This is a genomic window from Nocardiopsis sp. NPDC006198, from assembly GCF_040613895.1.
Lineage (GTDB): Bacteria > Actinomycetota > Actinomycetes > Streptosporangiales > Streptosporangiaceae > Nocardiopsis > Nocardiopsis tropica.
Genome location: NZ_JBEXSY010000004.1, coordinates 206,777 through 227,173, shown reverse-complemented (window position 1 = coordinate 227,173; position 20,397 = coordinate 206,777). Strand labels below are relative to the sequence as shown.

Sequence of the window (20,397 nt, the reverse complement as noted above, 5' to 3'; positions counted from 1 at the left end):
CCGAACCACTGTTCGGGTGACGGGGCCAAAACAAACATGGCTTAAAGAAAATCAAACACGCGCTGTTGAGTTCTCAAGAAACAACCGCTCTTCCCGTACAAGCGCCAGCCGTTCCGACTGTCTGCTCTTCCGTGGAAGGCGTCTGCGTTTCCGCTTTGTTGTGTCTTTACTTTATCAGGTGTTCCGCGCCCCGCCAAATCGGCGGTTTTTCGCATTTGCGCTTCCGAACCCTGAGGTTTTTCTGCGCACCTGATCGGGATAAAGAACCCGAGTTTTCCCTCTTTCGAGGCAACTCCCTGAGCCTACACGCTCCGAGCACATGCTCGGACCAAGGCACTCAGGAGGAGGATTGTCAGATCGCGGCCCGGTTCCGAGTGATCCGAAGAAGGATCCTCGCCGTCCCGCAGCGACTCGATCGAGTGTAGGCAACTACCCCGGCGGCGTCAAACCGGCCCGCGTCCGGGGGAACCCGATGTCCACGAGCGTTCCGCGTCGGCCGACCCCCTCGGGCCCGCCCGCCGGTCCGCGCCTGCCGGACCACCCGATCCTCGCGATCGTGTGTCTGTCACGGCTTGCTTGTCAGGCAAGGACTGTCCTGCCCCTGCACACCCGCGGCCAAACACAGGGGGCCGAGTTTTTTCTGCGGCGGAGACCGCACCTGCACCCGGCCCCCGGCAGCGGCCCCGGAACGACGGAGGCGGCGCACGGGCCGGAAGCCCGGGCGCCGCCCCTCGTCAGCACGGGACCGGCGGGGATCAGACCATGTCCGCCAGGTCCTTGGCCAGCTGCCGGAAGGCGATCCCCCGGTGGCTGATCGCGTTCTTCTCCTCCGGGGTGAGCTCCGCCGTGGTGCGCGTCTCCCCCTCGGGGATGAAGACCGGGTCGTACCCGAAGCCGTGGTCCCCCCGGCGCTCGCGCGCCAGCCTGCCGCGGAGCACCCCCTCGGCGACCACCTCGGTCCCGTCGGGCATCACCAGCACGGCCGCGCACACGAACTCACCGCCGCGGCGCTCCGCCGGGGTGTCCGCCAGCTGGTCGAGGACGAGGTCGAGGTTGGCCCGGTCCTGGTCCCCCTCGCCGAAGCGGCCCGCCCAGCGGGCGGAGAGCACCCCGGGCATCCCCCTCAGCTCGTCGACGGCCAGTCCGGAGTCGTCGGCGACGGCGGGGAGCCCCGTGTGCGCGGCGATCGCGCGCGCCTTCAGCAGTGCGTTCCCGATGAACGAGGGCTCCGTCTCGGGCACCTCGGGCGCGTCCGGGAAGGCGTCGAGCGACAGCACCTCCGCGTCCAGGCCGGCCTCGGCCAGGATCGCGCGCATCTCCGGAACCTTCTTGGCGTTGCGTGTGGCCAGTACGAGCTTCACGGTTCCCCCTCCTCCGGGGACACCGCCGATACGGGTGCCGACGCTGTTCATCGGTGTCACTCGGCCAGTGCCTTCTTCTGGATCGCGGTCAGTTCCTCGCAGCCGGCGGCGGCGAGGTCGAGCAGCTGGTTGAGGAGGTCCCGGTCGAACGGCTCCCCCTCGGCGGTCCCCTGCACCTCGACGAACCTGCCGTCCCCGGTGAGGACGACGTTCATGTCGGTCTGGGCGACCGAGTCCTCCAGGTAGTTCAGGTCCAGCCTGGGCTGGCCCTGGACCACGCCGACGCTGACGGCGGCCAGGGAGCCGGTCAGCGGGTTGTTCTTGAGCTTGCGGCGCTTGCGCAGGTACTTCATGGCGTCGGCCAGCGCCACGTACGCGCCGGTGATGGCGGCGGTGCGGGTCCCCCCGTCCGCCTGGAGGACGTCGCAGTCCAGGGTGATGGTGTGCTCGCCCATCGCCTTGAAGTCCACGACGGCGCGCAGGGAGCGGCCGATCAGGCGGGAGATCTCGTGGGTGCGGCCGCCGATCTTCCCGCGGACCGACTCCCGCGCCCCGCGGGTGTCGGTGGCGCGGGGCAGCATCGCGTACTCGGCGGTGACCCACCCCTCGCCGGTGCCCCGGCGCCAGCGGGGGACCCCGTCCTCGACTGTGGCGGCGCACAGTACGCGGGTGTCCCCGAACTCGATGAGTACGGAGCCCTCCGCCTGGCGCAGCCAGTTGCGGGTGATCGTCACGGGGCGGAGTTGGGTCGGAACGCGTCCGTCAGGTCGGGCCATGCCAAGAGCGTATATCCGAGGAGGGTCCGGCGGTGCTGGTGGGCACGAATGCCCCTCCTGTGCGACGCCCGCCGCGTTCCGCCGGCCGGTCAGCCGCCGATCGCGTGCACCTGGCCGCTGCGGGCCAGGCCGATCGGCCCCGCGAAGGTGGAGCTGGCCTCGGCGAGGGTGACCTCGTCGTCGTTCCACGGCACGAGGTGGGTGAGGAGCAGTTCGCGGGCCCTCGCGCGGTTGGCGTGGTCGCCCGCCTCGCTGCCCGTCAGGTGCATGTCCTTGGGGTGTTCCAGGTGGTCCTGGAAGGCCGCCTCGCACAGGAACAGGTCGGTGTCGGTCGCGAGTTCGACCAGGGAGTCGCAGACGCCGGTGTCCCCCGAGTAGGCCATGGACGCGCCGCCGTGCTCCAGGCGGATGCCGAAGGCCTCCACCGGGTGGTTGACGTAGTCGACCCGGGCGGTGAAGGGGCCGATCTCCAGGGCGCCGGGGACGAGCTCGTGGAAGTCGAAGACCTCGGTCATGCCCGGGTCCGGTTCGAGCCCGTACGCCTCCGCGACGCGGTCGGCCACGCCCCTGGGCCCGTAGACCGGGATGCGGGGCTTGGCGCCCTCGGGGTGGAACATCCTCGCCACCCAGTAGGAGCACAGGTCGAAGCAGTGGTCGGCGTGCAGATGGCTCAGGTAGACGGCGTCGACGGAGTAGATGTCGATGTACCGCTGGAGTGCTCCGAGCGCGCCGTTGCCCATGTCGAGCAGGAGGCGGTAGCCGTCCGCCTCCAGCATGTAACAGGAGGCCGGGCTGTCCGGCCCGGGGAAGCTCCCCGAGGACCCGATAATCGTGAGTCGCACGTCGTCGTCGCCTTCTCGATGGGCCGCGCGGCGTCCGTGGCACCCCAGGCGTGTGGTGAGGAGTGCGGATGGCGGCTGGTTCTGCGGATGTCCCGTTGTTACGGGTCTACCCCAATGCCCGCCCGGGTGGTACAAAATGTGGCCCGCGTCTCACGCGACCTCGGTCACGTGTGAATTTTTCACACACTTTGACGCTTTCTGTCTTGTTTGTTCAGGGCATGTTTCGGGCGTGTTCAGAACAGCAAGAGGGCCGGCACCCATCGCGGGTGCCGGCCCCCACCGCCTTCCGGTCCGGGAGGCGTCGGACGGCTCAGGCCCAGAGCTGGCCGTCGAGCCGGTCCTCCGCCTCCTCCAGGGTGCCCTCGTAGGCGCCGGTGGACAGGTACTTCCACCCCGCGTCGGCGATGACGAAGGCGATGTCGGCGCGTTCGCCCGCCTTCTCCGCCTTCGCGGCCACGCCCATCGCGGCGTGCAGGGCTCCGCCGGTGGAGATCCCGGCGAAGATGCCCTCCCGGTCGAGGAGCTCGCGGGTGCGCCGGAGCGCCGCCTCGGCCGGGACCGAGAAGCGGGTGGTGAGCACCGACTCGTCGTACAGTTCCGGGACGAAGCCCTCGTCGAGGTTGCGCAGCCCGTACACCAGCTCGCCGTACCGGGGCTCGGCCGCGACGATCCGGACGTCGGGCCGCTGTTCGCGCAGGTAGCGCCCCGCTCCCATGAGGGTCCCGGTGGTACCGAGACCGGCCACGAAGTGGGTGATCCCCGGCAGGTCGGCGAGGATCTCGGGGCCTGTGGTCTCGTAGTGGGCCCGCGCGTTCGCCGGGTTGCCGTACTGGTAGAGCATCACCCAGTCCGGGTGCTCCTTCGCCATCTCCTTGGCGACGCGGACCGCCTCGTTGGACCCGCCCGCCGCCTCGGAGTAGTGGACCTCGGCCCCCCACATGGCGAGCAGCTGCCTGCGCTCCGCCGACGTGTTCTCCGGCATGACGCAGACCATGCGGTAGCCGCGCAGCTTGGCGACCATCGCCAGCGAGATGCCGGTGTTCCCCGAGGTCGGCTCCAGGATGGTGCAGCCGGGGGACAGCAGGCCGTCCTTCTCGGCCTGCTCGATCATGAAGAACGCGGTGCGGTCCTTGATCGAGCCCGTGGGGTTGCGGTCCTCCAGCTTGGCCCAGAGCCGGACCCGGGGCGAGGGCGAGAGGCTCGGCAGGCCGACGAGCGGCGTGCCCCCGAGGGAGTCGAGCAGGGAGTCGTAGCGCATGCCCGGCCTAGCGGCTTCCGCCGGCGACGGCCGGCAGGACGGTGACGCTGTCGCCGTCGGAGAGCTCCGCCTTCAGGCCGCCGACGAAACGCACGTCCTCGTCGTTGAGGTACACGTTGATGAAGCGGCGCAGCTTGCCGTCCTCCACCAGGCGCTCGCCGATGCCCGGGTAGCGGCCGTCCAGGTCGGTGAACAGCTCTTCGAGGGTGGCGCCGGACCCCTCGACGACCTTGGCGTCGTCGGTCAGGTTGCGCAGGATGGTGGGGATGCGGACCTCGATGGCCATGAAGAGTGACTTCCTTCGCGGTGGTTGGTGTGCGTTCATTTCCAACAGGGGACGTCTCGCGGCCATTCCGGGGCGGGGCCCACGAGACGCGGCGCCTACCGGCCGGCGCCCGTACCGGTGATCTCCACCGGCTCCTCGGTGACCTCGCCGTCGACGATCCGGTAGGACCGGAACTCGACGGTGTCCGGCTCACGGGTGGAGACGAGCACGTAGTGCGCGCCGGGCTCGGACGCGTAGGAGATGTCGGTGCGCGAGGGGTAGGCCTCGGTGGCGGTGTGGGAGTGGTAGATCACGACGGGCTCCTCGTCCCGGTCGTCCATCTCCCGCCAGACCTTGAGCTGTTCGAGGGAGTCGAACCGGTAGAAGGTCGGTGACCGCTCCGCGTTGGCCATCTCGATGAACCGCTCGGGGCGGTCGGACTTCTCGGGTCCGGCCACGACGCCGCACGCCTCGTCCGGGTGGTCGCGACGGGCGTGGGAGACGATCTTGTCGTAGATCGAGCGATCAATCCTCAGCATGCGACCAGGGTACCCGCATCCTGTTCCCTACCAACCGAATGGGTATTGTTAGCGACCCAGGGAGGCCCCGCCGTTCCGGGGCTGGTGGGGCGGCCTCCGTGGCCCATCGCACACGGATTAGGCTCGTGCCCATGAGCGACGACAGCAGCAGCGCGCTGCTCACCGACCACTACGAACTGACGATGCTCCAGGGGGCCCTGCACAGCGGCGCCGCCCCGCGTCGGTCGGTGTTCGAGATGTTCGCCCGGCGCCTCCCCGAGGGGCGGCGGTACGGGATCGTCTCCGGGACCGGCCGCTTCCTCGACCTCCTGGAGAGGTTCAGGTTCGACACCGGGGAACTGGACTTCCTGTCCGACAACGGGGTGGTGGACGACCGCACGCTCGCGTGGCTGGCCGACTACCGGTTCTCCGGGAACGTGTGGGGCTACGGCGAGGGGGAGGCGTACTTCCCCGGCTCCCCCATCCTCGTGGTCGAGGGCACGTTCGCCGAGGCCGTGATCCTGGAGACCCTGGCGCTGTCGGTGTACAACCACGACAGCGCCATCGCCTCCGCCGCCAGCCGGATGTCGGCCGCGGCGGGCGACCGCCCCCTGATCGAGATGGGCTCGCGCCGCACGCACGAGCGGTCGGCCGTCGCCGCGGCGCGCGCCGCGTACGTGGGCGGGTTCGCCACCTCCTCCAACCTCGAGGCGGGGCGCACCTACGGGGTGCCGACCGGCGGCACCGCGGCGCACGCGTTCACGCTCCTGCACGACAGCGAGAGACACGCGTTCAAGGCCCAGTTGGAGTCCATGGGCACGGGGACGACACTGCTCGTGGACACGTTCGACGTGGAGCGGGCGGTGGCCACCGCCGTGGAACTGGCCGGCCCGGAGCTGGGCGCGGTGCGCATCGACTCCGGCGACCTCGGCGCGACCGCCTCCCGGGTGCGCGCACAGCTGGACGCCCTCGGCGCGACCGGGACCCGCATCGTGGTGACCGGCGACCTGGACGAGTACTCGATCCTGGCCCTGGCCGTGGCGCCCGTGAACGGTTACGGGGTGGGTACCTCTCTGGTGACGGGGTCGGGGGCGCCGACGGTGTCCCTCGTGTACAAGCTGGTGGCGCGGGCCCGCGGCCTGGAGCCGGACGCCCCTCTGGAACCGGTGGCCAAGCGCTCGGTGGGCAAGCCCAGCCGGGGCGGCCGCAAGTGGGCGTCGCGACGCCTGGACGACAAGGGGACCGCCGTGGCGGAGGAGGTGTTCCCCCATGACCCGTCTTCGGGCGTGGGATTGCGTCCGCTGCTGCGGCCCCTGGTGTCCGAGGGCGTCGTGGTGGGAAAGGAGAGCGTCCACGACGCGAGGGAGCGGCACCGCGCGACGGTCGCCGAGCTTCCCGAGCAGGCGCTCCGGATGTCGCGGGGCGAGGCCGCGCTGCCGACGGTCTTCCACTGAGCCGTTCCGGGAGACCGGCCCCTGAGTTCCGAGACCTGACCGACAGACGCGAGAAAGGGGTGCCGGGATGACCAGGGCACTCATCGTGGTGGACATCCAGAACGACTTCTGCGAGGGCGGGAGCCTGGGGGTGAGGGGCGGCGAGCGGACGGCGGCCGCCGTCACCGACCACGCCCGGGCCAACGCCGACTCCTACGACCACGTGGTGGCGACCCGCGACTACCACATCGACCCGGGACCGCACTTCTCCGAGAACCCGGACTTCGTGGACAGCTGGCCCCGGCACTGCGAAGTGGGGACGCCGGGGGCCGAGTTCCATCCGGAGTTCGACGCCTCGCTGGCCGAGGAGGTGTTCAGCAAGGGGCTGTACACGGCGGCCTACAGCGGTTTCGAGGGGACCGCGGGGGACGGGACGACCCGGCTGGCCGACTGGCTGCGCGAACGGGGGGTGGACAAGGTGGACGTGGTGGGGATCGCCACCGACCACTGCGTCCGCGCGACGGCGGTGGACGCGGCTGCCGAGGGCCTGCGCACGCGGGTCCTGCTCGGCCTCACCGCGGGTGTGTCCGGGGACACCGTGACGACCGCGCTGGAGCGGCTGCGCGCGGCCGGGGTGGAGCTGGAGGGCGAGCCGCTGGTGGGCTGACGCACGGGCGGGGGCGGCGCGGAGCGCCGCCCCCGTGGCCTGTCGCGCCTCAGGCGACGCCGACGGCGGCGCGCACCCGGTCGATCGTGGCGCGCGCACGCTCGCGGGCGCGCGCGGAACCGGCCTCCAGGATCGCGTCGATCTCGGAGGGGTCGTCCATCAGCTGGTCGTAGCGCTCGCGCTTGGGGCCGAGTTCGGCGTTGACCGCCTCGAACAGCTCGTTCTTGAGATCGCCCCAGCCCATGCCGCCGGCCTCCAGCCGCCGCCGGACGTCGGCGACCTTGTCGGCGTCGGCGAAGTGGGCCAGGAGCTGGAAGGGCACCGAGCCGTCGGCGTCCTTGGGGTCCTCCACGGGGGTGGAGTCGGTGGGGATGCGGCGGATGGCCTTCTTGAGCTTGTTCTCCGGCAGGAACAGCGGGATGTGGTTGTCGTAGGACTTGCTCATCTTGCGGCCGTCGGTGCCGGGCAGGATGCTGCCGTCGCCCTCGTCGATGACGCCCTTGGGGACCGGGAAGGAGTACCCCTCGCCGAAGCGGTGGTTGAAGTACCCGGCGATGTCGGCCGTGTACTCGATGTGCTGGGACTGGTCGCGGCCGACCGGCACGTGCGTGCCCTCCATGACCAGGATGTCGGCGGCCATGAGGATGGGGTAGTTGTACAGCCCCATGTTGATCCCGGCGTCCAGGTCGCTGTTCCCGGCCGCGGTGTTGCGGTCCCGCGCGGCCTTGTAGGCGTGCGCGCGGTTCATGAGGCCCTTGGGGGTGAGGGCGCTCAGGATGGTGGTGAGCTCGAAGGTCTCGGGGACCTTGGACTGCTGGTAGACGACCGTGCGCTCGGGGTCGAGGCCGCACGCGAGCCAGGTGGCAGCGCCCGACCGGATGCTGTGGCGGAGCTCGGCCGCGTCCTTGACGGTGTTGAGCGCGTGGTAGTCCGCGACGAAGTAGTACGTGTCGTACTCACGGGCCGCGGCCAGGGCGGGCTTGATCGCGCCGACGTAGTTGCCCAGGTGGAATTCCCCGGTGGGCTTGATGCCGGTCAGGTAGGTGTTCGCTGCCATGTCCTCAGCCTAGCGGCGTTCGGGGGCGCTCCCCCGTACAGGTCCTCCCGGCGGCCGTCCCCGGACCGGGGCCCTCTCCCTCCGGGCCGGTGTGGTGTCCGGGGGCCCGGGGCTCATGCCCCGGGGCCCCGGACACGGCCGCCCGTACCGCCGTGTCAGGAGCGGAAGGCCGCCCAGTGCTCGACGATGCGCCGGGCCTGCCCCTCGGTGAAGTGGGTCATGCAGCCGTCGTCGCTGTAGTTCATGAAGTTGGTGACGGGGTCGTCGCCCTTCTTGCGGGGGCAGGAGTCCCTGCCGACCGGGCAGCCGGACGCCGCCTCGCGCTCGTAGGGGGTGTCGTCCACGTAGTCCCCGGGCGAGGCGCACCCGTTCTGGAACGTGTGGAACAGCCCCAGCCAGTGGCCGACCTCGTGGGTACCGGTGTGGCCGAGGTCGAAGCCGTCACGGCCCCCGCCGGGCAGGGTGTCGTGGGAGAGCACGACCCCGTCCTGGTCGGGCGCCGCCTCGTAGTCCTGCGGGAAGGAGGAGTACCCGAGCAGCCCCGTCCCCAGTTGGGCCGTGTAGACGTTGAGCGTCCCGGCGCCGCCCCGGTGCAGCTCGGCCCGGATCGTGTCGCGGTACTCGTCGAACCGGGTGAACCAGGTGTCGTTCACCGTGCGGGTGGTCTCGGACAGCTCGAAGCGGAAACCGGTGTCGGCGCCGTCCGTCCCGTAGCCGCCCGAGAAGGCGGTGTTGAGGACCTCGATCTGGTCGTCGACACGGGCCTGCGGAACGTCGCCCCGGCCGTCCTCGGCGGAGATGACGTGCACCACGACCGGCACGTTCCGGGGCGCCTGCATCTCCTGGCCGCGCAGGGGAACGAGGGCCTCGCGGAACCGCCTGTCGTAGTCCTCGGCCTGCTGCGGGGTGAGCTCCCCTCCCTCGGGCACCGCCGCGTCGGGATCGCTCACGCGGGCGGCCTGGCCGGCGCGGCCCGGCGGGCACTCCTCCAGGAGGGAGCCCTCCTCCCCCGGGGCCAGGGTCCGGGCGGTCTCGGCCCCGGCCGGTTCGGGCGGCAGGCCCGCGACCGTCCCGGTCAGAGCGAGACCGCACATGAGCAGTCCGGTCCAGAGCGCGGCTGTGCCGCCGCGAGAGCTTCGTCGATTCACATCACGGAATGTAATCAAACGGGCACGTTGCGCACAGCAGCCGTGCGCACGCTGACGAAGTGTTTGCCCTTTTCGGGACAACCGGGACTACTTGCCCCCGACCGCCCAGGTGCGGAGCTTGGCGATCCGCTCGCGGATCTGGGTCGGGGAGGCCTGCGCCACCGGCGGGCCCCCGCACGCGCGGCGCAGCTCGTTGTGGATGACCCCGTGCGGCTTGCCCGTCCGGTGGTGCCATGCGCCCACCAGTCCGCTCAGCTCGCGGCGCAGCTCCGCCACGACCTCGTGGGTGGGGCCCTCCTCCTCGGCCGGGTCGTCCTTCTTCGCCCTGCGCTCACCCGCGCGGATGTCGGCCTTGCGCTTGCGTAGGAGCTGGGAGACCTGTTGCGGGTCGAGCAGGCCCGGAAGCCCCAGGAAGTCCTCCTCCTCGGAGGAGCCCGGGACACCGCCGTACTCGGCCCCGTCGTAGAGGGCGCGGTCGAACTCGGCCGCCGACTCCATCGTCTCGAACGGCAGCTCCTCGCCGGCGTCCGGGCTGTCCCGCTTTCGGTTGGCCTCCTTGAGGAGGTCCTCCTCCGGGTACTCGTCGTCACCGGGCGGCGGCTTGTCCAGCACGTGGTCGCGCTCGCGCTCCATCTCGCCCGCGTACTCCAGCAGGGTCGGCACCGAGGGCAGGAACACCGACGCCACCTCGCCCCGCTGGCGCACGCGCACGAAGCGGCCGATGGCCTGGGCGAAGAACAGGGCCGTGCTGGTGGAGGTGGCGTACACGCCGACCATCAGCCGGGGCACGTCGACCCCCTCCGACACCATGCGCACCGCGACCATCCACCGGTCGTCGCCCACGGCGAAGCGGGAGATCTTCCGGGAGGCCGTGGGGTCGTCCGAGAGCACCACGGTCGCGCCCTTGCCGGTGATCTGCCGGATGATGCGCGAGTAGGCGCGGGCGTTCTCGTGGTCGGTGGCGATGACCAGGCCGCCCGCGTCGGGGTGCGTCTTGCGGACCTCGGTCAGGCGCCGGTCCGCGGCCTGGAGCACGCGCTTGATCCAGTCGCCCTTGGGGTCCAGCGCGGCGCGCCAGGCCTGGGAGAGGGCGTCCTGGGTGAGGGGCTCCCCGAGTCTGGCCGCGAGTTCGTCCCCGGCGCGGGTGCGCCAGCGCATCTCACCGGAGTAGGCCATGAAGATGACGGGGCGCACGACCCCGTCCTCCAGGGCCGGGCCGTACCCGTAGTTGTAGTCCCACGAGCAGCGGCGCACCCCCGCCGCGTCGGGGACGTAGTCCACGAAGGGGATGGGGTTGATGTCGGAGCGGAAGGGGGTGCCGGTGAGGGAGAGCCTTTTGGTCGCCGGGTCGAAGGCCTCGCGCGCGGCGTCGCCCCAGGAGAGGGCGTCGCCCGCGTGGTGGACCTCGTCGAAGATCACGAGGGTCTTGCGCGCCTCGGTCCGGTTGCGGTGCAGCATCGGGTGCGCGGCGACCTGCGCGTAGGTGACGGCCACCCCGATGTACTGGCGGCCGAGCGCCCCCTGGCCGTTCTTGAAGTCGGGGTCGATGGCGATGCCGAACCGGGCGGCGGCCTCGGCCCACTGCTTCTTGAGGTGCTCGGTGGGGCACACGATGGTGATGGCCCTCACCGCGTGCCGGTGGAGGAGTTCCGTGGCCAGGGTGAGCGCGAAGGTCGTCTTGCCCGCACCGGGGGTCGCCACGGCGAGGAAGTCGCGCGGCTCCCGGCGGAAGTACTCCTCGAACGCCTCCCGCTGCCAAGCGCGGAGCCCGCGCAGGCGGTCCTCCGTAGTGGTCTGCGTCACCGTCATTCTCAGAACCGTCCCCCGTTGCTCACCTGCTAGAGGTTAGCGGTCGTGGCGGACCGGACCGGGAGCCCCGCCAGTGGTGCCGCCCACACGACCGCGCCGCGGCCCCGGACCGGGCCCGGGGCCCCGCGGGCGGCCCGGGGCCGGGCGGACGTCAGCCCCCTGCCCCGGGGACCTCCGCCCCGGAGGCCCCCTCTTCCCCGGAAAGCCCTTCGGCCCCCGGGTCCTCGGAGACCTCTCCCGTGCCCGCCTCCCCGCCCGTGCCGACGCCCTGGGTGTCGACGGCGCCGTCGTTGAACGGCATGTGCGGGGAGATCGCCGGGAAGGCGAAGAACCACAGGAGCGCCGCGGCGCCGGCCAGCAGGCCGACCGCCATGATGAACTTGGAGGCCCAGGGGCCGGGCAGGATGCGCCAGATCAGACCGTACATTCGCGTTACCCCTACTCGGCCTCGGCGGTCTCGGGGGCCATGTGCGCGATCGAGTCGGGCATCCCCTCGGACTTGGGCGTGGTCTCGACCAGCTCACCCCAGACGATGAGCCGGTGCGTGTTGTTCAGCTTCGGCGCACAGGTGGTCAGCGTGATCAGGGACCGCTCGGGCTCCCCCTCGCCCGCCCCCTCGACGTCGTCGAACGGGTCCGGCTCGATCACCCACACGTCGGTGGGCAGGACCGTCTCCTCCTGGAAGACCTCGTACGTGTAGAAGTTCTCCCCGTCCTCCAGGACCAGCACGTCACCGTTGTCCAGCAGGTCCATGTCCCAGAACAGGCCCGGGGTCCGGTGGGCGGCGATCGCGTAGTTGCCCGCGCCGCCCGCGCTGCTGGGGTACTCGGTGTAGTGGCCGGGGCTGTAGCGGATGTCGTCGGGGGTGGTGCCGTTGACCACGACCCAGTCCAGGTCGAGGCTGGGGATGTAGAGGCGGCTGTCGGCGCTGCCGGGCAGCGGCTCGGAGTCCGGACCGGACTCCTCCGCCGTGGCCGCCCACGCCTCGTTCAGCCCGTCCGCCAGGCCCTGCTGCTCGCGGTCGGTCTCCCACTGGGAGCCGTAGACCTCGTACCCCGCGTAGAAGAGCATGAGCAGACCGGCCGTCAGGAGGATCTCGCCGACGAACCGGACGAAGCCGCGCACGACGTCTCCCGGGGTGGCCCTGGGCCGGGGCGCCCGGCGGCGTCGGCCGCCCGCGCTCCGTCCACGCCCCTCCCGCCGCTCGTACGGTGGCTCTTCGTGTGGCTGCCGTTCAGTTGTGGACACCAATACGACCTACTCCTGTGGACGCTCTCATGTGCGCCGGACACCTACCGGAGGGGCACGACCAGCGGGACCCCGGTACGCGGGTGCGGCAGGACTTCGACCTCGTGCTGGTAGACGTTGCCGAGCAGGGACGCGGTGAACACGTCGGCGGGGGCTCCCTGCGCGGCGATCCGTCCTCCGGAGAGTATCGCCACACGATGGGCGTAGGCCGCCGCAAGCCCCAAATCGTGCAGGACCACGATAACCGCACCACCGTCCTCCGAGATCTGACGCGCGATGGACAGTACGAGTTCCTGGTGCCTGATGTCCAGGGCCGCCGTCGGTTCGTCGAGCATCAGCACCTGCGTGTCCTGGGCGAGGACACGCGCGAGCATCACCCTGGCCCGCTCTCCCCCGGAGAGCGTGGGGAACCGGCGTCCGGCCAGGTGGGCGACGCCCGTGCCGTCCATGGCCGCGGCGACCGCGGCGTCGTCGGCGCCGGGGGCGCACAGCCCCGCCCAGGGGGCCCGGCCCATGGCGACGAGCTCGGCGACCGGGAACGGGAAGCTGACCGACGCCTCCTGCGGGAGGACGGCCCGCCGCAGCGCGAGCTGTGGCGGGGTCCACTCCGGCAGGGGCCGGCCGAAGAGGAGCACGGCGCCCTCGTCGGCCTCCCCCCGGGCGGGCCCGCCGGTGACGTCGCCGGACAGGGCGGCCAGCAGGGTGGACTTGCCGGCCCCGTTGGGGCCCACCAGGGCCAGGAGCTCTCCGGCGCGCACCGTGAGGTCGACCCCGTCCAGGAGGGCGCGTCCGCCCCGGCGGACGGTGACCCCCTCGGCGCGGACCACCTCCGAGCCGGTCGCGGCGCGGACGGGGAGCGCGGGGGGACGGGACAGGGGGGCGAAGGCGGCGGAGACCCGCCGGCGCAGACGGGGAAGGGTGTTCACGACCATCCTCCCTGCTTGGCGCGGGTGCGGTGCAGAAGGTAGAAGAAGAACGGCCCGCCGAGGGCGGCGGTGACCACGCCGAGGGGGATCTCGGCGGGTGCGGCGACGGTGCGGGCGAGCAGGTCGGCGGCGAGCAGGAGGAGCCCTCCGCCGAGCGCGCTGGCGGGCAGCAGGACCCGGTGCCCGGGACCGGTGACCATGCGGATGATGTGCGGGACGACCAGGCCGACGAACGCGACGATCCCCGCGAACGCGACGGCGGCCGAGGTGAGCAGCGCCAGGGCGCAGATGAGGACGAGGCGCATGCGCTCGACGTCCACGCCCAGGTGGCGGGCGGGCCCCTCGCCGAGCGCGAGCAGGTCGAGGCGCCGGGCGTAGAGGGGGATCACGGCCAGTCCGGCCAGGAGGCACGGGGCGATGGCGGCGACCTTGGACCAGGTGGCGGTGGAGACGCTGCCGAGCTGCCAGAAGGTGATGGTCTGGATCTCGGCGTCCTGGGAGAAGTTGGTCATCAGGCCGATGGCCGCTCCCGCCACGGCGTTGACGGCGATGCCCGTGAGGAGCAGGGTGACGACCTCGGTGCGGCCGCGCGAGCGCGCGAAGACGTACACGAACAGGGTCGTGGCCAGGCCGAACACGAACGAAGCGGCGATGATCGTCCAGTGGCCGAACACGGTCAGGCCCGTGAAGACGACCGTGATCGCGCCGACCGCCGCGCCGGAGGAGACCCCGATGACGCCGGGCTCGGCGAGGGGGTTGCCGAAGATCCCCTGCATCATGGCCCCGGCGGCGCCGAGGGCGGCGCCGACCATGACCGCCAGGACGACGCGGGGGAAGCGCACGTCCCACAGGACGGTCCGGCCGATCCGGTCGGGGGGTGTGCCGACCTCCAGCCCGACCGCGTGCAGGACCGAGGAGGCGACCTGGCCGGCGGGCACGGGGTAGGCGCCGGCGCCGGCCGCGACGAGCGAGACCGCGACCAGGCCCGTGCCGAGCCCGGCCAGCAGGAGCACGGCCCGGAGGCGGTGTGCGGCGCGCCCCCCGGGTCCCGGCGGGGGGCCGCCGTCCACGCCGGCCCGTTCGGGGGCGGTGGTGTCGGGGGCGGTCACCGACCCTCCCCCTCCGCCTGGAACGCGGCCAGTTCGTCCGCGAGGGCCGCGACGACCTGCGGCGTGCGGGGGCCGAAGTTGAGCAGGACGCCGTCCTCGAAGTCGACGACCGCCCGTGCCGCGCCGGCCGGTGTCTGGGCGACGCCGGGGATCTCGACGAGCCCGTCGACGCCGCCCACGGACTCCAGGCCCTGGGTCATGACGAGGAGCACGTCGGGCCGGGCCGCGATGAGGGCCTCCGTGGTGATGGGGGTGAACGGTGTGGTCAGGCCCATCTCGACCCCGGCGTCGCGCGCGCCGGTCTCGGCGAGCACGGCGTCGGCGCCCGAGCCCTCGCCTCCGAGGAGGTAGACCCCGGCCGTGCCCCGCAGGTAGAGGAAGGCCACGAGCGGGCCGTCGCCGGAGCCGTCCGCCTCCTCCCGGACCTCGGCCATCTGCGCCCGCGTGCGCTCGGACAGGGCCGCGCCGTCGTCGGGGACCCCGAGGGCCTCCGCGACCCGCTCGAAGCGCGGGTACATCTCGTCGATGGACCAGGCCTCCTCGACGATGACGACGGGGACCCCGGACCTCTGGATCTGCTCGACGGCCTCGGACGGGCCCGTCTGGGTGTCGGCGAGGATCACCGTGGGTTCGAGGGCGAGGACGCTCTCGGCGGAGACCTCGTGCCCCTCGCTGATGACGGGGAGGCCGGCGGCCTCCTCGAACGTGGCGGCGACGTCGCGGCCGACCACGTTGTCGCCGAGGCCGAGCGTGAAGACGATCTCGGCGAGGCTGCCGGTGAGCGGGAGGATGCGGCTGACGTCGTCGACCTCGACCTGCTCGTACTCCAGGGGGTCGGAGCTCGTGCGGTACGGATCGAGGACGACGGAGTCGACGGTGACGGGGAGCTCGGGCTCCCCGGTGCCCTCCAGCGGCTGGAGGCGGTTCTCGGAGAAGTCGGGGATGTCGGCGGCGCCGTCCCCCCGCGAGGGGGCCTCGGGCGCACCGCCTCCTCCCACGGCGCAGCCGGCCAGTGCCAGCGCGAGGGCGCAGGCCGCGGCGAGGGCCGGGACGGATCGTGCGTGCGGGCGGTGTCCGCGCGGGCGGCGCCGCGCGTCGGCGAGTGGCATGGGGGTCGCTTTCGGTGGTCCGTGTGCCGGGTGCACGGGCGGGTGTCGCCGGGGAGCGGGGAGGCGACAACGCCCTTTATATGACACTTCGTCATCATCTTGACAAGCCTGATGCTTCGGTGTTCAACTGTTCCGGCGCGGACTTCGAGTTAGGCAAGGCTCACTTCACAAAGGTAAGCGTAACCTAAAGAACTCTCCCCACCTCACGCGGAGGGCGGTCTCCCACCGCCCCGCACGAAGCGAAGGCCTCTGATGCAAGCAGCGGTTTCCCCCCGCCCGGGCCACGGGCGGCGCCGCGGGCTCGTCCCGCCCCTCGCAGCCACCGCCGTCGCGGCGGTGCTGTCCACGACGGTTCCGGCGGCGGCGCTCGCCGAACCCGTCCCGTCCCCGGACGGCGAACACGGCCGCCCCCGCGTCACCACCGTGGACCGGACCGGGGGCCTCGACCCCGCGGGCGACACCGTCACCGTCTCCGGGATCGGCCACGCGCCCGGCTCACTGGTCGAGGTCGCCACCTGGGCCGTGCCGGCCGGTTCCGCGGACACCCGTTCCGCCGACGACGGCGCCGTCCCCGACGACGGCAACGCGGTGACGGTCGAGGTCGGCTCGCGCGGGACCTTCACGGTCGTCCTCGACACCGGGGCGGGGTTCGCCGCCGGGGCCGGCCTGGACGCGGAGGAGGACCCGTTCGAGATCCGCCTCCTGGAGCTCGCACCCGCCCCCGCCGGGGAAGCGGTCGCGGCCGCCGGGGGGACCTGGGCGCCCGGCCCGGCGGAGGACACGGGCGGGGGCGCCGGGGAGGACGCGTCCGGGGACACCGGCGGGTCCGCGCCGGCCGCCTCCCCCGGTGCGGGGACGAGCGTCTCCGAGGCCGTCCCGGAGGCTCCCTCCGCCCCGGTCGTGGTGGGCCGGGTCCCGGTGGCCTTCGCCGTCACGGGCGCCGTCCCGGAGACGGCGCCCGTGACGGTCCCCCAGGCGGAGCCGCGGGCCCGGCCCGCCGCCCCGCAGGCCCCCGCCCCCCGGGAGCCCGGCACCCCCGCGCTGACCGTCTCCAGGACCTCGGGGCTCGACCCGGCCGGTGAGACCGTCACGGTCACCGGCACCGGCTACGACACCTCCAAGGGCGTCTACGTCGCCCTGTGCGACACCAGCTCGGCCGGCCCGGCGCAGGCCCCCGGACCGTGCATCGGCGGCGTGGACATGGACGGCTCCGGCGGCGCATCGGTATGGGTCTCCAGCAACCCCCCGCCCTACGGCGAGGGGCTGACCACCCCCTACACCGGCAGCGGCGCCGACGGCGGCTTCAGCGTCCAGCTCGAGGTCCGGGCCGGTGACGAGAACACCGACTGCACCGCCTCCGGCACGGAGTGCGCGGTGGTCACCCGCAACGACCACACCCGGTCCAGCGACCGCGGCCAGGACGTGTTCGTCCCGGTCTCCTTCGGCTCGGGCTCGGGTTCGGGCGACGGCGGCTCCGGTTCCGGCGGCGAAGCCGGGAACTCCGGCGGCGGAGGCGGAGGCAACGGTGACGGCGGGAACGGCTCCCCCGGCCGACTCCCCCGGACCGGCGCCGAGCTCCACGGCCTCGTCCTGGCCGCCTCGGTGGCCGCCCTGGCGGGCGCCGCGGCCCTGTTCGCCACGCGCCGCCGGCGCGGGAACGACACCGCGACGGACCCGTCCGCCGGCTGACCGCCCCCAGACCCCCCACCGGCGGGCCCCGCCGCCCCCGCTCGGCAGGGGCCGCCGACCCGCCGGCCCCCGGCACGCGCCGGGGGCCGTCCCCTCCACCCATCCCCCTCACGATTGGACCGACGAATCCCATGACCACGACCACGACAGGCGGGAGCGGAGCCCCGGGCAGAGCCCGCCGGGCCCTGCGCGCCCTCACCGCCTACGCGGGTGTCGCCGCCCTCGGCGCCTCGCTCGCCGTCGCCGCGGCGCCGGCCTCCGCCGACGAGACCGTGCCCCTCGAGGGGGGCTCGGCCGTCTGGGGCGTGAAGCAGTCCTTCCGCAACTACATCTCGGGGCCGATCGCCCACGGCGGCTACGAGGCCTCCGACGGTGCGACGGTGCTGGCCGACGGCACCGTGGACTTCCCCACGGCGGGCGGCTCGGTGTCCAAGGAGGACGCCTCCGGTGAGGTGGACTTCGCCGGGACCGTCGTCTTCAGCGGCCACGACTACGGCCGGGGCCCCGTCCTGGAGGTCCGGGTCTCCGACCCGCGCGTGGTGTTCGACGGCGACGCCGCCACGGTGTACGCCGACGTGACCAGCCGCGAGTTCGGCGGCGCCGACCCGAACCTGCCCCCGGGCGACCTGGTCGGGTACGGAGAGGTCGCGGTCGCCGAGCTGACCGGCGCCGAGCTGACCGTCGAGGGCGAGGAGATCGCCTTCACCTCCGCCTCGGCCAGCCTGCACGCCGACGCGGTCGAGCCGTTCGCGAGCTTCTACGCCGCCGGGTCCCCGATGGACCCGCTGTCCTTCACCGCCGGCATCGCGGACGTCACCGAACCGGGCGGGCCCGACCCCGCTCCCCGGGTCACCGTGGCCCCGGACTCCGGCCTGGACCCCGAGGGTGACACCGTCACCCTCGAGGGCGCCGGCTTCCGCCCGGGCCAGGGCGTCTACGCTGCGCTGACCGCCCTCCCGCGGTCGGCCGACTCCTTCCCGGCCCACTACACCGGAGCGGTGTGGCTGCGCGGCGCCACCGCCCCGGGCGAGGACGGCGCCTTCAGCGCCGAGGTGGCGGTGACCGGCTCCTACGACAAGGACGGCACCACCTACGACTGCGTCGAGTCGCAGTGCTACGTGGCGGTCTTCAACGACCACACCGACATCGCCAACCGCGACCAGGACGTGTGGACGCCCGTCTCCTTCGCCTCCGGGGAGGAGCCCACCGAGGAGCCGACCGACCCCACCGAGGAGCCGACGGACCCCGTCGACCCCACGGACCCCGACGGCCCGCTGACCGTCCACAACGGCCGCGCGGACTGGGGGGTGAAGGAGTCCTTCCGCGACTACATCACCGGCAACATCGCCCACGGTGAGATCAGCACCCGCAACGGCGCGACGACGAACGAGGACGGCACCTACGCGTTCACGAACGGCAGCGGCGAGGTGGACCTGTCCGCGTCCACGGCCGACATCGGCTTCGAGGGCACCGTCGTCTTCGAGGGCCACGTGTACGACGGGGCCGACCCGCTCCTGCACATGACGGTCAGCGACCCCCGAGTGGAGATCGAGGACGGCGCGGGCGTCCTGTACGCCGACGTGGTCAGCAAGTCGCTCGCCGGCGAGGAGCTCGTCTCCTACGAGGACGTCGCGTTCGCCGACCTGGACCTGTCCGGGGTGGAGTACGAGCTCGCGGACGGCGTCCTGAGCTGGGACCCGATCCCCGCCTCCCTGACCGCCGAGGGCGTGCCCGCCTTCGCGGACTTCTACGCCGAGGGGGCGGCGCTGGACCCGGTCGCCCTGACGGTGAGCGTGGACGAGGACGTCACGGTCCCGGGCGGCGGCGACGGCGCCGGGGGCGCCCCCGGCGGTCCGGGCGACGGCGGGGGTGACGGCGGCGGCGACAATCCCGGCCTGCCCAACACCGGCGCCGCCCTCACGGGCCTGCTCGCCGCCGCCGCGGTGGCCGTGGCCGCCGGCGGCACGGCCGTGTACGCCGCCCGCAGGCGCCGCGCCCCGGTCCCCGAGGACGCCGCCTGACCCCGGAGCCGCTGGGCGGGCGCCCGGACCGGAGGCCCTGAGCGGGCACGGCCCGGGCGCCCGCGGGGCCCCGGAGGCCGCGGAGCGCGTCCGCCGGAGAGCGGGGGCACGCGCGCGGCGGCCGGGGGCCCGCGGAGAGCACGAAGGCCTTGGCACGTTCGTGTGCCAAGGCCTTCCGTGTGGCGCCCACCGCGTGGAGGCGACGTGGAGACGTCCTACTTCATCATCTCCTCGTAGGCCTTCTTGCAGTCGGGGCACACCGGGAACTTCTTGGGGTCCCGGTTGGGGACCCAGACCTTCCCGCACAGGGCGATCACGGGGTTGCCGGTGACGGCGCTCTCGGTGATCTTGTCCTTCTGCACGTAGTGGGCGAACCGCTCCCGGTCCCCGCTGTCGTGGGAGATGTCCGGCCTGGTCTCGCTGTCAGGAAGGACCTTGTTGAGGATGTCCATCGCCATCGTGCCTCACACCTTTCGACGTCTGCGTTCCACGGTATAGGGTGCCGCACCCACACCGGTGGGCGCTCAGTTCATGGTGGGATCGTCCGGGTAGGTGGACAGGAGCGCCATCCGCCCGCCCTGGCGCCGCAGCACCCGGGCCCACAGGCCCTCGGGGGACGTGGTGAACACGTCCGAGGGGACCGCGTCGACCACGAACCACGCGCCCTCGTCGATCTCCTCCCGGAGCTGGCCCTCGCTCCACCCGGCGTAGCCGGCGAACACGCGGAACGCTCCCAGGGCCGTCCCGAGCACCTGCGGGGGACCGTCCAGGTCCACCACGCCGACCGCTTCCAGGCCCAGCCCCGGGGCGAGGCCCTCCAGGGGCGCCCAGCCCGGAGGCGGCTCCCCGACCCCGGCCGCGCCCAGGGCTATCCCGGAGTCGGCCCCGACGGGGCCGCCCGAGAACATCACCGCCGGTTCGCTCGCATAGGCGCCCCAGTCGGTGACGACCTCGTCCACGGCCATACCCAGGGGGCGGTTGAGGATCACCCCGAGTGTGCCGTCGGCCGTGTCGTCCACGACGAACACCACCGAGCGGCGGAAGGAGTCCTCCTGGAGGAGGGGGGCGGCCACCAGGAGCCGCCCGGTCATAGTCGACTGGTCCATGCTGCACCTCTACCCCGGAACAGCCGCCGATCCGCCCGTGTTCCCAGGCCGTTAC

At 72.6% G+C, this 20,397-nt stretch carries 21 protein-coding genes; 5 read left to right on the top strand and 16 right to left on the bottom strand.

The window, feature by feature from the left end; genetic code table 11:
* Positions 1-253: hypothetical protein (locus tag ABZ234_RS05290; RefSeq protein WP_355011104.1), on the top strand; the 253-nt coding region annotated here is incomplete at its 5' end.
* 502 nt (positions 254-755) lie between these two features.
* On the opposite strand, the gene rdgB is transcribed toward ABZ234_RS05290, so the two are convergent.
* The 6 genes from rdgB to ABZ234_RS05260 all read right to left on the bottom strand — a co-directional run bounded on the left by rdgB (position 756) and on the right by ABZ234_RS05260 (position 5,041).
* Entirely contained in the window at positions 756-1,361 is a 606-nt protein-coding gene (gene rdgB, locus ABZ234_RS05285; protein ID WP_355011103.1) for an RdgB/HAM1 family non-canonical purine NTP pyrophosphatase, read from the bottom strand.
* A gap of 56 nt (positions 1,362-1,417) precedes the next feature.
* Positions 1,418-2,137: a ribonuclease PH gene (rph, locus tag ABZ234_RS05280; RefSeq protein WP_355011102.1), complete on the bottom strand. Its 720-nt coding sequence runs from the start codon at positions 2,135-2,137 to the stop codon at positions 1,418-1,420.
* Between the two features lie 89 nt (positions 2,138-2,226).
* Positions 2,227-2,979, bottom strand: coding sequence for an MBL fold metallo-hydrolase (locus tag ABZ234_RS05275; RefSeq protein ID WP_267946295.1), 753 nt, complete (start codon positions 2,977-2,979; stop codon positions 2,227-2,229).
* Between the two features lie 310 nt (positions 2,980-3,289).
* Positions 3,290-4,237 (bottom strand): cysteine synthase, encoded by a 948-nt coding sequence (locus ABZ234_RS05270; protein ID WP_355011101.1) that lies wholly within the window; start codon positions 4,235-4,237, stop codon positions 3,290-3,292.
* A gap of 7 nt (positions 4,238-4,244) precedes the next feature.
* On the bottom strand, positions 4,245-4,523 hold the full coding sequence (locus ABZ234_RS05265; protein ID WP_267946297.1) for a MoaD/ThiS family protein: 279 nt from the start codon (positions 4,521-4,523) through the stop codon (positions 4,245-4,247).
* Between the two features lie 95 nt (positions 4,524-4,618).
* A complete protein-coding gene (locus ABZ234_RS05260; RefSeq protein ID WP_355011100.1) occupies positions 4,619-5,041 on the bottom strand; it encodes a M67 family metallopeptidase in 423 nt (140 codons plus the stop codon).
* Between the two features lie 131 nt (positions 5,042-5,172).
* Here ABZ234_RS05260 and ABZ234_RS05255 point away from each other — a divergent pair, with 131 nt between their 5' ends.
* Both ABZ234_RS05255 and ABZ234_RS05250 read left to right on the top strand, forming a co-directional pair.
* Positions 5,173-6,474, top strand: coding sequence for a nicotinate phosphoribosyltransferase (locus ABZ234_RS05255; RefSeq protein ID WP_355011099.1), 1,302 nt, complete (start codon positions 5,173-5,175; stop codon positions 6,472-6,474).
* A gap of 67 nt (positions 6,475-6,541) precedes the next feature.
* Complete coding sequence (locus ABZ234_RS05250; RefSeq protein WP_355011098.1) at positions 6,542-7,120, top strand: nicotinamidase; 579 nt, start codon at positions 6,542-6,544, stop codon at positions 7,118-7,120.
* Between the two features lie 49 nt (positions 7,121-7,169).
* Here ABZ234_RS05250 and ABZ234_RS05245 read toward each other — a convergent pair whose 3' ends face one another.
* The 8 genes from ABZ234_RS05245 to ABZ234_RS05210 form a co-directional block, all read right to left on the bottom strand.
* Positions 7,170-8,177, bottom strand: coding sequence for a tryptophan--tRNA ligase (locus tag ABZ234_RS05245; RefSeq protein ID WP_355011097.1), 1,008 nt, complete (start codon positions 8,175-8,177; stop codon positions 7,170-7,172).
* A 155-nt stretch (positions 8,178-8,332) separates the two neighbouring features.
* Positions 8,333-9,271 (bottom strand): zinc metalloprotease, encoded by a 939-nt coding sequence (locus tag ABZ234_RS05240; RefSeq protein WP_355011107.1) that lies wholly within the window; start codon positions 9,269-9,271, stop codon positions 8,333-8,335.
* Between the two features lie 141 nt (positions 9,272-9,412).
* On the bottom strand, positions 9,413-11,134 hold the full coding sequence (locus tag ABZ234_RS05235; RefSeq protein WP_267946303.1) for a DEAD/DEAH box helicase: 1,722 nt from the start codon (positions 11,132-11,134) through the stop codon (positions 9,413-9,415).
* A 151-nt stretch (positions 11,135-11,285) separates the two neighbouring features.
* Positions 11,286-11,561, bottom strand: a complete 276-nt coding sequence (locus ABZ234_RS05230) for a hypothetical protein (RefSeq protein ID WP_344184536.1) — start codon at positions 11,559-11,561, stop codon at positions 11,286-11,288.
* A gap of 11 nt (positions 11,562-11,572) precedes the next feature.
* Complete coding sequence (locus ABZ234_RS05225; RefSeq protein ID WP_267946305.1) at positions 11,573-12,259, bottom strand: class E sortase; 687 nt, start codon at positions 12,257-12,259, stop codon at positions 11,573-11,575.
* A 167-nt stretch (positions 12,260-12,426) separates the two neighbouring features.
* Positions 12,427-13,308, bottom strand: a complete 882-nt coding sequence (locus ABZ234_RS05220; protein ID WP_352984183.1) for a heme ABC transporter ATP-binding protein — start codon at positions 13,306-13,308, stop codon at positions 12,427-12,429.
* Positions 13,305-14,378 (bottom strand): iron ABC transporter permease, encoded by a 1,074-nt coding sequence (locus ABZ234_RS05215; RefSeq protein WP_344184542.1) that lies wholly within the window; start codon positions 14,376-14,378, stop codon positions 13,305-13,307. Before ABZ234_RS05215 ends, ABZ234_RS05220 begins: the two co-directional genes overlap by 4 nt.
* Before the next feature lie 35 nt (positions 14,379-14,413).
* Positions 14,414-15,526 carry an ABC transporter substrate-binding protein gene (locus tag ABZ234_RS05210; protein WP_355011096.1) on the bottom strand — a complete coding sequence of 371 codons (1,113 nt, stop codon included), beginning with the start codon at positions 15,524-15,526 and terminating at the stop codon, positions 14,414-14,416.
* Positions 15,527-15,778: 252 nt separating this feature from the next.
* On the opposite strand from ABZ234_RS05210, the gene ABZ234_RS05205 reads away from it, so the two are divergent.
* Entirely contained in the window at positions 15,779-17,215 is a 1,437-nt protein-coding gene (locus ABZ234_RS05205; RefSeq protein WP_355011095.1) for an LPXTG cell wall anchor domain-containing protein, read from the top strand.
* Positions 17,216-17,346: 131 nt separating this feature from the next.
* On the top strand, positions 17,347-19,236 hold the full coding sequence (locus ABZ234_RS05200) for an HtaA domain-containing protein (protein WP_355011094.1): 1,890 nt from the start codon (positions 17,347-17,349) through the stop codon (positions 19,234-19,236).
* Positions 19,237-19,451: 215 nt separating this feature from the next.
* Here the strand turns inward: ABZ234_RS05200 and ABZ234_RS05195 are convergent, their stop codons facing one another.
* Together ABZ234_RS05195 and ABZ234_RS05190 are read right to left on the bottom strand one after the other, a co-directional pair.
* The gene (locus ABZ234_RS05195; protein ID WP_267946310.1) at positions 19,452-19,694 is read right to left on the bottom strand and encodes a DUF3039 domain-containing protein; all 243 of its coding nucleotides are present in this window, start codon (positions 19,692-19,694) and stop codon (positions 19,452-19,454) included.
* Between the two features lie 66 nt (positions 19,695-19,760).
* Positions 19,761-20,342, bottom strand: coding sequence for a YqgE/AlgH family protein (locus tag ABZ234_RS05190; protein ID WP_355011093.1), 582 nt, complete (start codon positions 20,340-20,342; stop codon positions 19,761-19,763).
* Between the last annotated feature and the right edge of the window lie 55 nt (positions 20,343-20,397).

Coding starts and splice junctions, on each gene's coding strand:
- ABZ234_RS05250 (WP_355011098.1), top strand. CDS start 6,542: ATGACCAGGGCACTCATCGTGGTGGACATCCAGAACGACTTCTGCGAG.
- ABZ234_RS05265 (WP_267946297.1), bottom strand. CDS start 4,523: ATGGCCATCGAGGTCCGCATCCCCACCATCCTGCGCAACCTGACCGAC.
- ABZ234_RS05240 (WP_355011107.1), bottom strand. CDS start 9,271: ATGTGCGGTCTCGCTCTGACCGGGACGGTCGCGGGCCTGCCGCCCGAA.
- ABZ234_RS05210 (WP_355011096.1), bottom strand. CDS start 15,526: ATGCCACTCGCCGACGCGCGGCGCCGCCCGCGCGGACACCGCCCGCAC.
- ABZ234_RS05255 (WP_355011099.1), top strand. CDS start 5,173: ATGAGCGACGACAGCAGCAGCGCGCTGCTCACCGACCACTACGAACTG.
- rph (WP_355011102.1), bottom strand. CDS start 2,137: ATGGCCCGACCTGACGGACGCGTTCCGACCCAACTCCGCCCCGTGACG.
- ABZ234_RS05235 (WP_267946303.1), bottom strand. CDS start 11,134: ATGACGGTGACGCAGACCACTACGGAGGACCGCCTGCGCGGGCTCCGC.
- ABZ234_RS05190 (WP_355011093.1), bottom strand. CDS start 20,342: ATGGACCAGTCGACTATGACCGGGCGGCTCCTGGTGGCCGCCCCCCTC.
- ABZ234_RS05205 (WP_355011095.1), top strand. CDS start 15,779: ATGCAAGCAGCGGTTTCCCCCCGCCCGGGCCACGGGCGGCGCCGCGGG.
- ABZ234_RS05230 (WP_344184536.1), bottom strand. CDS start 11,561: ATGTACGGTCTGATCTGGCGCATCCTGCCCGGCCCCTGGGCCTCCAAG.
- ABZ234_RS05245 (WP_355011097.1), bottom strand. CDS start 8,177: ATGGCAGCGAACACCTACCTGACCGGCATCAAGCCCACCGGGGAATTC.
- ABZ234_RS05200 (WP_355011094.1), top strand. CDS start 17,347: ATGACCACGACCACGACAGGCGGGAGCGGAGCCCCGGGCAGAGCCCGC.
- ABZ234_RS05195 (WP_267946310.1), bottom strand. CDS start 19,694: ATGGCGATGGACATCCTCAACAAGGTCCTTCCTGACAGCGAGACCAGG.
- ABZ234_RS05270 (WP_355011101.1), bottom strand. CDS start 4,237: ATGCGCTACGACTCCCTGCTCGACTCCCTCGGGGGCACGCCGCTCGTC.
- ABZ234_RS05260 (WP_355011100.1), bottom strand. CDS start 5,041: ATGCTGAGGATTGATCGCTCGATCTACGACAAGATCGTCTCCCACGCC.